This window comes from Clostridiales bacterium, from assembly GCA_030016385.1.
Classification (GTDB): domain Bacteria; phylum Bacillota; class Clostridia; order Clostridiales; family Oxobacteraceae; genus JASEJN01.
Genome location: JASEJN010000018.1, coordinates 41,573 through 54,162, shown reverse-complemented (window position 1 = coordinate 54,162; position 12,590 = coordinate 41,573). Strand labels below are relative to the sequence as shown.

The 12,590-nt window shown below is 37.4% G+C and carries 13 protein-coding genes; all 13 read left to right on the top strand.

The genetic code is table 11. From position 1 onward, the window contains the following. A partial coding sequence (locus QME45_06320; protein MDI6618279.1) for a transposase occupies window positions 1-373 on the top strand: 373 nt, incomplete at its 5' end. A gap of 195 nt (window positions 374-568) precedes the next feature. Beyond that, window positions 569-1,534, top strand: a complete 966-nt coding sequence (gene dprA / locus QME45_06315) for a DNA-processing protein DprA (protein ID MDI6618278.1) — start codon at window positions 569-571, stop codon at window positions 1,532-1,534. Between the two features lie 216 nt (window positions 1,535-1,750). Beyond that, the gene (gene topA, locus QME45_06310) at window positions 1,751-3,862 is read left to right on the top strand and encodes a type I DNA topoisomerase (protein MDI6618277.1); all 2,112 of its coding nucleotides are present in this window, start codon (window positions 1,751-1,753) and stop codon (window positions 3,860-3,862) included. Next, window positions 3,855-5,177 carry a methylenetetrahydrofolate--tRNA-(uracil(54)-C(5))-methyltransferase (FADH(2)-oxidizing) TrmFO gene (gene trmFO, locus QME45_06305; GenBank protein MDI6618276.1) on the top strand — a complete coding sequence of 441 codons (1,323 nt, stop codon included), beginning with the start codon at window positions 3,855-3,857 and terminating at the stop codon, window positions 5,175-5,177. Before topA ends, trmFO begins: the two co-directional genes overlap by 8 nt. A 72-nt stretch (window positions 5,178-5,249) precedes the next feature. Next, window positions 5,250-5,780: an ATP-dependent protease subunit HslV gene (hslV, locus tag QME45_06300; protein MDI6618275.1), complete on the top strand. Its 531-nt coding sequence runs from the start codon at window positions 5,250-5,252 to the stop codon at window positions 5,778-5,780. 12 nt (window positions 5,781-5,792) lie between these two features. Further along, window positions 5,793-7,193 carry an ATP-dependent protease ATPase subunit HslU gene (gene hslU, locus QME45_06295; protein MDI6618274.1) on the top strand — a complete coding sequence of 467 codons (1,401 nt, stop codon included), beginning with the start codon at window positions 5,793-5,795 and terminating at the stop codon, window positions 7,191-7,193. A 22-nt stretch (window positions 7,194-7,215) separates the two neighbouring features. Then, entirely contained in the window at window positions 7,216-7,992 is a 777-nt protein-coding gene (gene codY, locus QME45_06290; GenBank protein MDI6618273.1) for a GTP-sensing pleiotropic transcriptional regulator CodY, read from the top strand. Between the two features lie 285 nt (window positions 7,993-8,277). Beyond that, on the top strand, window positions 8,278-8,979 hold the full coding sequence (gene rpsB / locus QME45_06285) for a 30S ribosomal protein S2 (GenBank protein ID MDI6618272.1): 702 nt from the start codon (window positions 8,278-8,280) through the stop codon (window positions 8,977-8,979). Between the two features lie 185 nt (window positions 8,980-9,164). Continuing rightward, window positions 9,165-10,082, top strand: a complete 918-nt coding sequence (gene tsf, locus QME45_06280; protein MDI6618271.1) for a translation elongation factor Ts — start codon at window positions 9,165-9,167, stop codon at window positions 10,080-10,082. A gap of 100 nt (window positions 10,083-10,182) precedes the next feature. Beyond that, a complete protein-coding gene (gene pyrH / locus QME45_06275; protein MDI6618270.1) occupies window positions 10,183-10,893 on the top strand; it encodes a UMP kinase in 711 nt (236 codons plus the stop codon). A 70-nt stretch (window positions 10,894-10,963) separates the two neighbouring features. Further along, a complete protein-coding gene (frr, locus tag QME45_06270) occupies window positions 10,964-11,521 on the top strand; it encodes a ribosome recycling factor (protein ID MDI6618269.1) in 558 nt (185 codons plus the stop codon). After that, window positions 11,522-11,713, top strand: coding sequence for a hypothetical protein (locus QME45_06265; protein MDI6618268.1), 192 nt, complete (start codon window positions 11,522-11,524; stop codon window positions 11,711-11,713). It begins immediately after the preceding gene. 100 nt (window positions 11,714-11,813) lie between these two features. Further along, window positions 11,814-12,587, top strand: coding sequence for an isoprenyl transferase (locus QME45_06260; GenBank protein ID MDI6618267.1), 774 nt, complete (start codon window positions 11,814-11,816; stop codon window positions 12,585-12,587). The last annotated feature ends 3 nt before the right edge of the window (window positions 12,588-12,590 follow it).

Sequence of the window (12,590 nt, the reverse complement as noted above, 5' to 3'; positions counted from 1 at the left end):
AGTATGGGAACTTATAGACTCATACCGTAAGATAACCTTGATTGGAGATAAAGGCTATATAGGAAATAAACTTGCTGCAGAGTTAGAGTATGAAAAAGAAATAACTCTTTTACCAGTTAAAAAGAACAATAGCAAGGTACAATTTCCTACCATACTAAGACAGACTATCTTCAAACTAAGGCGCAGGATAGAGACTACAGCCTCACAACTTACAGGACAACTCAATATTGAGAGGGTATTAGCAAAGTCATATTGGGGTCTTTTATCCAGGATAAAAACCAAGCTTTTAGCTTACAATCTTTGTTATTATATCAATATGCTTATGGGTAAAGACATTGATATAGCAAAGATAAAAGAACTCGTATTTGGATAATTAAACCAGATACTCATTTTAACAGGGATACTATGATTATCTTGATTACCATAATATTCCTTAATACCCTAAATAATCAGTTAGCACAACAGATTATATTATTACTGGATAAGCTCAATCGACGGCATAGGCACAAGGAGAATAACAGATATAATAAGATGCTTCGGCAGCGTATATAACGCATGGAATGCACAAATGTCCGATTTTAAAAAAATCGAAGGTATTTCTGATACTCTGGCAAGAAATATAATAGAAAGGCGCAATGAGAAAAAATTAGCATCGGAGATAGAAAATATTCTATCCAAGGGGATAAAGATAATATCGATTGACGATAAAAGTTATCCTGAAAAGTTAAAGCAGATATATGATCCGCCATATGTCCTTTATGTTAGGGGCAATATGGAGAAATATGAGAAAAATGTCGCAGTCGTAGGATCAAGAAGATGTACGATGTACGGAAGAAATGCCGCTAAAAAATTATCGTTTATGCTTAGCAAATACAATATAGGTGTAATAAGCGGCATGGCAAGGGGAATAGATACACAGGCCCATATGGGTGCCATAGAGAATGGCGGCTATACCTGCGCGGTCCTCGGATGCGGCTGCGATATAGTATATCCGCCTGAAAATAAAAAACTCATGGATGAAATAATAGAGCACGGATCTGTCGTATCTGAATATCCTCCCGGCGTCATGCCGCTTTCCGGAAATTTTCCGGCCAGGAACAGGATAATAAGCGGTATGTCCGATGGAGTGCTGGTCGTTGAAGCCGGTGAAAAAAGCGGAGCACTCATAACTGCTGATTTCGCATTGGAGCAGGGAAGAGATGTTTATGCGATTCCAGGAAGTATATTTTCCAACATGAGCAAGGGTACAAATTTCCTTATAAAGCAAGGCGCAAAGCCTGTAACTGATATATGCGACATACTTGAGGAACTTGGAGTTGACTATCAGGTGCAAAACAATGATAATATTACTTGTCAGCTTACGGCAAAAGAGAAAATATTAATGGATAATATAGAGTGTTCGCCATTGTATATAGATGATCTGGCAAAAAGATGCTCTCTTAAAATAAATGAAATAAATTCTCTTTTAACTATGCTTGAATTAAAAGGCCTGGTAAAGATTATTCCCGGCAGATATGTTTGCAAATTTAGCTGAATTTTAACAATAATAGTTTGATTCAAAAGCTGTTAAAAATTTACCTTTTTTGGTATAATACATAAAAGATAAATTGATGCCGTTAAATAAATTGATTTTGCATATTGAAGCAAATTTCAGCCATTAAATAAATGCTCAAGATATTTTATGTTAGCATCGATATTTAAATCAGCGCAATAAACTATATTTGAACATAACTATTTGGAGGTGGAGCGGTTGACTCAAACCCTTGTTATAGTTGAATCACCGGCAAAAGCCAAGACGATAGGCAAATTCCTTGGCAAAAATTATACTGTTCAGGCTTCCATGGGACATGTGAGGGATCTTCCCAAAAGCCAGATGGGTGTTGATATTGAAAATAATTATAAACCAAAGTACATCAATATAAGGGGAAAGGGAAGCCTTATTGAGAGCATAAAAAAGCAGGCCAAAAAAAGCGATAAAGTGCTGCTTGCCACAGACCCCGACAGAGAGGGGGAAGCTATATCATGGCATCTTTCATATTTATTGAACATCGATGAAAGTACTCCATGCAGGATCGAATTTCATGAGATAACTAAAAATGCGATAAAGGATTCTATAAAGCATCCGAGGGCAATCAATAATAATCTGGTAAATGCCCAGCAGGCAAGAAGGATTTTGGATAGACTGGTCGGATATCAGATTAGCCCGATTTTGTGGAAAAAAGTAAAATGGGGATTGAGTGCAGGCAGGGTGCAATCCGTGGCTGTTAAGCTTATATGCGACAGGGAAAAAGAAATTGACGATTTTGTTCCCAAAGAATACTGGACTATTTCTGTAACACTTGCAAAGAAAGACTCTATTCAAACATTCGAGGCTAATTTTTATGGAGATGCCAAAGGCAAAATAGAGCTAACCGATTCGGAGCAATGCGATAAGATTATTGGGACGGTAAAAAAGGGAAACTTCATTGTAAAAAAAGTTAAAAGAGGCCAGAAAAAGAAGTATCCTTCCCCTCCTTTTATTACAAGCACACTGCAGCAGGAAGCCTATAAAAAATTAGGATTTTCAACCAAAAAAACCATGGCAGTGGCACAGCAGTTGTACGAAGGCATAGATATTAAAGGTGAAGGTACTTTAGGACTTATAACATATATGAGAACTGACTCTACAAGAATCGCAAATGAAGCTATTGCAGAAGCAAGAGAATATATAAGCAGTTCTTATGATGATAAGTATTTACCTGATTCACCGAGAATATATAAAACGAATAAAAATGCTCAGGATGCTCATGAAGCTATACGCCCCACATCATCTAAAAGAAGCCCTGAGACCATAAAGAGTTCTTTAAGCAGCGACCAGTATAAACTATATAAGCTCATCTGGAATAAATTTATTGCAAGCCAGATGACCGCAGCTGTTTTTGACACAGTTATGGTTGATATAGAAAACAACGGGTATATATTCAAGTCAAGCGGAAACAAAATAAAATTTCCCGGATTTATGATAATTTATTCGATAGATGAAGATGATAAAGCTGAAGGCTCAGACATACCTGACATTCATGAAAATGAAATACTGGATGAGAAAAAGATACAGCCAAAGCAGCATTTTACCCAATCGCCGTCGCGTTATACAGAGGCCACACTCGTTAAAATGCTTGAAGAGAATGGAATAGGAAGGCCAAGTACTTATGCCCCTATAATATCGACCATACTTGAAAGAAATTATGTGGAAAAAGAGAAGAAATTTTTAAAACCGACAGAATTGGGGAAAATAGTTAATGATATCGTAAGCCAGTATTTTAAGAGAATAGTAAACGTAGAGTTCACAGCGAATATGGAAAAACAATTTGATGATATCGAAGAAGGGATGAAAGACTGGGTAAGCGTAATCGATGAGTTCTATAAATCTTTTCAACCTGAGCTTAAGCATGCCGAGGATGAGATAAGCAAAATTAAAATTGAAGAAAAGGTTGAAGTTACCGATATAAAATGCGAAAAGTGCGGGAGAAACATGGTGATAAAAAATGGACGCTATGGGAAATTTCTTGCATGTCCCGGATATCCAGAATGTAAAAATACAAAACCATATACTGTAGAGTTAGATGTACCCTGCCCGAAATGCGGGGGAAAATTGATACTCAGGAAGACAAAAAAAGGCAGGAAGTTTTATGGATGCAAAAATTATCCATTATGCAACTTTATGACATGGTATGAACCGACAAATGAAAAATGCCCGAAATGCGGAAGCATGATGGTAAAAAAATATTCAAAAGGCAAGGGCAGCATACTTTCCTGTATCAATGAAAATTGTAATTATAAAAAAGATGTTATGAATAGTACGGATGGTGGCAATAATGGATAATAAAGTAAAAATAATAGGTGCCGGGCTTGCAGGAAGCGAAGCTGCATACCAGCTTGCAAAACGCGGTGTAAAAGTCGACCTTTATGAAATGAGGCCGGTCAAGTATACGCCCGCCCACCATACAGGCTATTTTGCAGAACTTGTATGCAGCAATTCCTTAAGGTCCAATCGATTGGAAAATGCAGTGGGACTATTAAAAGAAGAAATGCGCATGCTCGATTCCATAATAATAAGATATGCCGACAGGTATAGAGTCCCTGCAGGAGGCGCTCTTGCGGTTGACAGGGAGAAATTTTCCGATGGGATAACATGTGAGCTTCAGGAAAACAGAAACATAAATATCATAAGGGGTGAAGTTACAAATATAGACGCAAACGAATATACTATCATTGCGACCGGCCCCTTAACATCTGAAAAATTGTCGCAATCCATAAGGAGACTTATAGAGAATGATTATTTATATTTTTATGATGCCGCCGCGCCGATAGTTACTTATGATTCAATCGATAAGACAAAGGTTTTCAGAGCTTCGAGGTATGGTAAGGGCGAAGATGATTATTTGAATTGTCCGATGTCAAAGGAAGAATATGAGAACTTCTGGCACGAAATTGTGAATGCAGAAACGGCTGAGTTGAAGAGCTTTGAAAAGCAGATAGTATTTGAAGGATGCATGCCCGTTGAGAGCATGGCAAAAAGGGGAAAAGAAACTCTATTATACGGACCCTTGAAACCAGTCGGTTTAATCGATCCAAAGACGGGGAAAAGACCTTATGCCGTTGTTCAGCTTCGTCAGGATAATGCTGCGGGTACACTATATAATATTGTAGGCTTTCAAACGCATTTGAAATGGAATGAGCAAAAAAGGGTTTTCGGATTGATACCCGGCCTTGAAAATGCGGAATTTTTAAGATTTGGGGTGATGCACAGAAATACATATATAAATTCTCCCAAGGTTCTTTTACCTACGCTGCAGTTGAAAAATAATAAAAACATAATGTTTGCAGGCCAGATATCAGGAGTTGAAGGATATGTGGAGTCGGCATCCATGGGGTTGATTTCTGGAATAAATATGAGCCGCATTATAGCAGGTGAAAAAGCTTTAGTGTTTCCTGAATGCACTGCCATAGGTTCTCTGTCTTCTTATATTTCAAATGAAAATGTAAAACATTTTCAGCCGATGAATGTCAATTTTGGACTTATTCCCAAAATTGACGAAAAAATAAAAGAGAAAAGAACAAAGAATATTAAAATTTCTGAAAATTCATTGAAAACTTTAAAAAGTTTTATAAATAATAACATAATTAACATTGTATAAATTTGCATATTATGTTATTATAGCATAAATAATAACTTATTATTTGTATATTGGCTGGATGGAGGTGGCAGAGTGTTTAAAGCAACTACAATTGCGGCGTGTAAAATAGGGAAAAAAGCTGCGATTGCAGGCGATGGTCAGGTAACATTTGGAGATAACACCATAATGAAGCATACCGCCAAAAAAATTAGACGCATATATAAGGATAAAGTGCTGATTGGTTTTGCAGGAGCAGTCGCCGACGCTTTTACTTTATCTGAAAAATTTGAGGAAAAATTAGAGCAGCATAGCGGCGATCTAAGAAGGGCAGCAGTTGAACTTGCTCAGGAGTGGAGGTCAGATAAAGCCATACGCAAGTTAGAAGCTTTGATGATTGCCGTGGATGCAGATGATCTTTTAATTATCTCGGGAAGCGGCGAGGTGATTGATCCGGATGACGGCATAGCCTCTATCGGATCCGGCGGAATGTATGCTCTTGCAGCGGCAAAGGCTTTAAAGGAAAATACGAGTTTGGAACCTAGGGATATAGTTGAGAAGGCCTTGAAGATAGCCTCTTCGATATGTGTGTTTACAAATGACAACATAATCGTAGAAGAGTTGTAAAGGAGTGTTATAATGGAAGAGTTGACTCCTCGCAAAATCGTTGAAGAACTCGATAAATATATAATAGGTCAGGCTGATGCCAAAAAAAGCGTTGCAATTGCGTTAAGAAACAGGTACAGAAGAAGCAAGCTCCCCATGGAATTTCAGGATGACATACTCCCTAAAAATATCTTGATGATAGGTCCGACAGGGGTCGGTAAAACCGAGATAGCAAGGCGATTGGCCAGGTTGGTAAAAGCGCCTTTTATCAAAGTTGAAGCTACAAAATTTACCGAGGTTGGATATGTGGGAAGAGATGTCGAGTCTATGATAAGGGATCTGGTTGAGGATTCCATAAGGATGGTAAAAAATGAAAAGATAAATGATGTGGCCGATAGAGCAACTTCTCTTGCTGAAGAAAGAATTATAGATATATTGCTTCCATCTGAAGATAAATCATCCGATTTTAAAAATCCTTTTGAATTTCTCCTTAATCCCAAGCAGGAAAATGAAGATGAAGATAAAGATGCGGTCGATATCGAAAAACGTGAGAAGATGAGAATAGAAAGGGAAGATTTAAGAAATAAGCTGAAGAACAAAGAGATCGAAGATATGTATATCGATATCGAAGTAGAAGAAAAAAATTATTCTACGATTGAGATGATTGGTCTGGGCAATGAAGAAATGAATGTAAATATGCAGGACATGTTCGGAGGTATTTTCCCGAAAAAGAAAAAGAACAAAAAAGTCAAGATTGAAAATGCAAGGCGCATATTCAAGCAGGAAGAGGCGCAAAAACTGATCGATATGGATGATGTTACCGAGGAGGCTATTAAGAGAGCGGAACAAAACGGTATAGTATTTATTGATGAAATAGATAAGATCGCAGGTAAAAATTATACGGCAGGTCCGGATGTATCAAGAGAGGGTGTTCAAAGGGATATCCTGCCAATCGTTGAAGGAAGCACCGTGATAACTAAATATGGTCCGGTAAAGACAGATCATATGCTTTTTATTTCGGCAGGAGCTTTCCATGTATCAAAAGTTACGGATCTTATACCTGAACTTCAGGGAAGATTCCCTGTAAAAGTCGAACTGGGAAGCCTTACAAAAGATGATTTTAAAAGGATATTGACTGAGCCTAAGAACGCAATGTTAAAACAGTATTCGATGCTGCTTAAAACCGAGGGAGTAAACATTATATTTAGCGATGATGCAGTTGACGAGATAGCAGATACAGCTTATTATATAAATGAGCAGACTGAAAATATTGGCGCAAGAAGGCTGTATACCGTCCTTGAAAAACTTTTAGAAGATATATCCTTCGATGTTCCTGAAGTTTCACAGAAAGAATTTGTCATAAACAAGGAATATGTTATAAATAAGCTTTCAAAAAGCATGAAAAATAAAGATTTATCTAAATATATCATTTAGAAACGATAGGAGGAAATAAAAAATGGCTACACTTCTTGAGAAGACAAGAATGTTAAATAAGATATTACAAAAATCAGCGACAGAACCCGTATCTTTTAATGAGATATGCAATATTTTAACGGAAGTATTGAAATGCAATGTTTACATCGTAAGCAAGAAAGGCAAAATATTAGGTTATAATTTTTCTGAGGGTTTTGAATGTGAGATAGTTCAAGACAATGTTATCAAAGAGATGAAATTCCCTGATGAATTTAACAATGTATTGCTTCATATAGATGAAACAAAAGCAAATACTGTTGTTGAAGGCGAATGCGTTTTTGTAAAGGATGTTAAATGCACAAAGGCTAATAAATTTTCAACTGTAGTACCTATTGTAGGAAACAGGGAAAGATTGGGGACTATGGTTGTCGCAAGATACAACGATCCCTTTGACGAAGACGATTTAGTGTTTGCAGAATATGCTGCAACCATACTGGGAATGGAAATAATACGTTCAAAAAGCGTTGAATCAGAGGAAGAGGAGAGAAAGAGAGCCGTTGTACAGCTTGCCATAGGAACGCTGTCTTATTCCGAATTAGAGGCTGTTGAACATATATTTGATGAACTTAAAGGCAACGAGGGATTGCTTGTCGCAAGCAAAATAGCCGATAAGGTAGGAATAACGAGATCCGTCATCGTTAACGCCCTTAGGAAATTCGAAAGCGCAGGAGTTATTGAATCTCGTTCGCTTGGCATGAAGGGAACGCATATTAAGATATTAAACGATAAATTATTGGAAGAGCTAAAAAAGCTCAAATAGGTGTTGTAAGCCCTAAGCCAAACAAATTTTTAGGGCTTTTTTATTTTGTCCCGGTTAATCCATGATGATTTGGTTATAATACAGATGATATTCTTTGAATATAAATAACATAAGCTCATATTGCGAATCGCACCTCAAAAATAAAGTTGAAGTAAAAAAGCAAATATGATATACTACAAAAGTGGATTTATTACACACGCCCATAATCCTTGAGTTGGTGCCATGTTGTTTGGTCTTTCAAGGAAATGAATGGTGCGGAGGAAAAAACCAGGAGGCGAATATTAAATGAGTATTATTTCAATGAAACAATTGCTTGAAGCAGGGGTACATTTTGGCCATCAAACAAGAAGATGGAATCCTAAAATGGCTGAGTACATCTTTACGGAAAGGAACGGCATATACATTATTGATCTTCAGAAGACGGTAAAGAAGATTGAAGAGGCTTATGAATTTATAAAATCCGTTGTTGCCGATGATAAAGACGTGCTGTTTGTAGGGACGAAAAAGCAAGCACAGGAATCCATACAGGAAGAAGCTTTAAGGTGCAATATGTTCTATGTAAACCAGAGATGGCTGGGTGGCATGCTTACAAATTTCAAGACTATAAAGACAAGAATAGAAAGGCTTAAGAACCTTGAGACTATGGAGCAGGAAGGCACTTTTGACTTGCTTCCCAAAAAAGAGGTAATCAAGCTAAAGGCAGAAAAGGAAAAGCTCCAGAAAAATCTTGGCGGTATTAAAGAAATGAAAAGGCTTCCCGGAGTGTTGTTTATAGTTGATCCGAGGAAAGAAAGAAATGCTATCCAGGAGGCAAAGATACTTGGTATTCCCATTGTTGCAATAGTTGATACAAATTGCGATCCGGATGAGGTCGATTACGTAATACCCGGCAATGATGATGCAATAAGAGCTGTTAAATTGATAACTTCAAAAATAGCTGATGCTGTTTTAGAAGGTCGACAGGGAGAACAAACTGCTGCTGAATAATATTTAAAGGGGTAAGGGTCACAGGCATAGGGGGATTTTCCCTTACCGAAAACTCTTACCCTTATTATTTGCAAATAGAATTTATAAATATATGTGTGAACACTCATGATTTTAGGAATGAAAGGTTCAACATAAAAAATAGTTTTGCTTTGATGTAAACATAGAAAATATTTGGAGGGAAATATATGATAACAGCTGATATGGTTAAAAAACTGAGAGAGAGAACCGGCGCAGGCATGATGAATTGCAAGAGGGCTCTTACTGACGCAAATGGTGATATCGACAAGGCGATAGAAATATTGAGGGAAAAAGGATTGGCTGCTGCTGCCAAGAAAGCCGGGAGGATAGCATCAGAAGGACTTGTTGAAACATATTTATCGCCTGATGGTATTTATGGATCTATTGTTGAGGTTAATTGTGAAACTGACTTTGTAGCCAAAAATGATGATTTTATATCGTTCACAAAGGGAATAGCAAAACAAGCTGCATATTCAAAGGCTAGCAACGTCGATGAACTATTAAATGAAAAATATGCAGAAGGGGAAGGAACTGTAAAGGATGCTCTAACCGGACTTATTTCAAAACTAGGTGAAAATATGAACCTGAGGAGATTTCAGAGGTTTGCAAAAGAGGATAATGAAATCTTAAAAGATTACATACACGGCGGTGGAAGAATAGGTGTCCTTGTTCAATTAGCATGCAAGAATACGGAAGGGCTGGACAATGTGGCAAAAGAAATAGCTCTTCAGGTTGCAGCCGCAAGTCCCCAGTATATCACCAAGGATCAGGTAACTTCCGATGTAATAGAGAAAGAGAAAGAAATATATAAAGCGCAGGCAATAAATTCAGGCAAGAGCGAAGCTATCGCCGAAAAGATGGTAAATGGAAGGCTGCAGAAATACTTTAAGGAAGTGTGCTTGATAGAGCAGCTCTGGATAAGGGACCAGGATTTAACTATAAAGGAATATTTAGATCAAAAGTCCAAAGAGATGGGTGCGCCGATAAGCATAAAAAGGTTTGTAAGGTTTGAAAAAGGCGAGGGCATTGAAAAGAAAGCAGAAGATTTTGCAGCAGAAGTTCAGGCTCAAATAAATAAAGCTTAAGGATTACTTAAAAAAAGAGCACAATATTTTTGTGTTCTTTTTTTAAGACATAATACAAATGGATATTGTAGGAATAACATCTGTGGAGGTATAATAATATATGCAGGTTAAATATAAAAGGATAATGTTAAAATTAAGCGGTGAAGCATTGGCAGGCAAAAAAGGCATAGGCATAGATTTTGATACTGTCAACGAAATTGCATCACAGATAAAGAAAGTAGTTCATTTGGGCGTTGAAGTCGGTATAGTTGTCGGGGGTGGAAATATATGGCGCGGTCGAAATGGAAATAATATGGACAGGGCCTCTGCTGATTATATGGGTATGCTGGCAACTGTCATAAATGGTCTTGCGCTCCAGGATTCCCTCGAAAATATAGACGTCACTACCAGACTTCAGACTGCAATTGAAATGCGAGAAGTTGCGGAGCCATTTATCAGACGTAAAGCCATGAGGCATCTTGAAAAAGGCCGTGTTGTAATATTTGGAGCTGGAACCGGTAACCCGTTTTTTTCAACCGATACTACCGCTGCATTGAGGGCTGCTGAAATCGAGGCCGAAGTGATATTGCTCGCCAAAAAAGTAGATGGCGTTTACGACTCTGATCCTCAAATAAATCCGAATGCAAAAAAATATGATAAATTAAGTTATATGGATGTACTCGACAAGGGTCTCGGTGTAATGGATTCCACAGCGACATCTTTGTGCATGGATAATAATATACCAATACTGGTATTTGGACTTGACAAGCCTGATAATATTATAAAGGTTCTGATGGGCGAAGCTATTGGTACTTATGTAGGTAATTTATAAAATAAGGTGAGAACAATCGTGACTTTAAGTCATAAGAGGTTCGAAAAGTATTATTGGGGGGTAGAGATGTATGTTAGATGAAATGAATAAAGCATCTGAAGAAAAGATGAAGAAAACATTAGTGGCTTTAAAAAAGGAACTTTCATCTTTAAAAGCGGGAAGGGCAAATCCGTCAATACTTGAAAAAATATCTGTGATGTATTATGGCGCATTGACTCCGATAAGCCAGCTTGCTAATATCGCTGCACCGGAACCCCGTCTGCTTACTATTCAGCCATGGGATCCTAAATTGCTAAAGGAAATCGAAAAGGAAATATTGAAGTCGGATCTTGGATTGAATCCTATGAATGATGGAAAGATAATAAGGCTATCCATACCGGAGCTCACCGAAGAGACCAGAAGAAACGTCGTTAAAGTAATCAAAAAGCATGGGGAAGAAGCTAGGATTGCCATACGTTCTATCAGGCGCGAATCGAATGACAAAATAAAAGTCATGAAAAAAGATGGTACGATTACCGAGGACCAGGAGAGGGATGAAGTGGAAAGCATTCAGAAGCTTACGGATAAGTATATAAGGGATATTGACAAAGCTGTTGAAACGAAAGAAAAAGAGGTAATGGAGATATAAATGCTGCCTGACGTTATAGGTTTGAGGCTAAATGACGGTATTATAAAATTGAATAAATCAGGTATCCTGGATAAAAATATAGAGATAATAAATTATGATGAACCCGGAAATAAAAGGATAGGGAATGAAGTTCGAATTATCAGGCTTGATAAGCATTCAGAGAAGATAAAGTTAATCGTCGGCTATTTTTAAACATTGAATAACTTAGCAATAATCCTGATCGCTTTGGGATCAGGATTATTGCTAAGTTATATATAAGTTTACTTAATTATAGCTGCCATGGAGTGATAATATGCATTTGTTTTTTGAAAAAAATAAAACTGAGAATGAGATAGATCTGTATAAACAGATAGATAAAAATAATATACCTGCCCATATAGCTATCATTATGGATGGGAATGGCAGATGGGCAAAGAAAAGAAATCTTCCAAGAGCCATGGGGCATAAGGCCGGCGTAGAAACTATCAGAGAAATAGTCAAGGCATGCTCTAAAATAGGCGTCAAGGTACTGACGTTATATGCTTTTTCTACAGAAAATTGGAAAAGGCCCCCTGACGAAATCAAAACGCTTATGAGTTTGCTGGTACAGTATCTGAGAAACGAAGTCGATGAATTAAACAGAAACAATGTAGTTATAAGGACAATAGGCGATATTTCCAAACTGCCTTTAATATGCCAGCAAGAATTGGACAAAGCCATTGAAACAACAGGAAAAAATAACGGGCTTATTTTAAACCTTGCATTGAATTATGGAGGACGGGCAGATATAATCAATGCGGTTAAAAAGATCGCGGCTCTTATAGCTGATGGCAAACTAAATGCCCGTGATATTGATGAAAGGACTTTCCCTAAATATTTATATACGGGAAATCTGCCGGACCCTGATTTAATAATAAGACCAAGCGGGGAATACAGAATAAGCAATTTTTTGCTCTGGCAGTGTGCATATTCTGAATTATGGTTTTCTGAATCCGATATATACTGGCCTGATTTTAATAAGAAATATCTGTATAAAGCCATCTTGGATTATCAGAAAAGAGATAGAAGGTTTGGTGCAATCAAATAATTT

Coding starts and splice junctions, on each gene's coding strand:
- dprA (MDI6618278.1), top strand. CDS start 569: ATGTCCGATTTTAAAAAAATCGAAGGTATTTCTGATACTCTGGCAAGA.
- trmFO (MDI6618276.1), top strand. CDS start 3,855: ATGGATAATAAAGTAAAAATAATAGGTGCCGGGCTTGCAGGAAGCGAA.
- hslU (MDI6618274.1), top strand. CDS start 5,793: ATGGAAGAGTTGACTCCTCGCAAAATCGTTGAAGAACTCGATAAATAT.
- codY (MDI6618273.1), top strand. CDS start 7,216: ATGGCTACACTTCTTGAGAAGACAAGAATGTTAAATAAGATATTACAA.
- rpsB (MDI6618272.1), top strand. CDS start 8,278: ATGAGTATTATTTCAATGAAACAATTGCTTGAAGCAGGGGTACATTTT.
- tsf (MDI6618271.1), top strand. CDS start 9,165: ATGATAACAGCTGATATGGTTAAAAAACTGAGAGAGAGAACCGGCGCA.
- pyrH (MDI6618270.1), top strand. CDS start 10,183: ATGCAGGTTAAATATAAAAGGATAATGTTAAAATTAAGCGGTGAAGCA.
- frr (MDI6618269.1), top strand. CDS start 10,964: ATGTTAGATGAAATGAATAAAGCATCTGAAGAAAAGATGAAGAAAACA.
- QME45_06265 (MDI6618268.1), top strand. CDS start 11,522: ATGCTGCCTGACGTTATAGGTTTGAGGCTAAATGACGGTATTATAAAA.
- QME45_06260 (MDI6618267.1), top strand. CDS start 11,814: ATGCATTTGTTTTTTGAAAAAAATAAAACTGAGAATGAGATAGATCTG.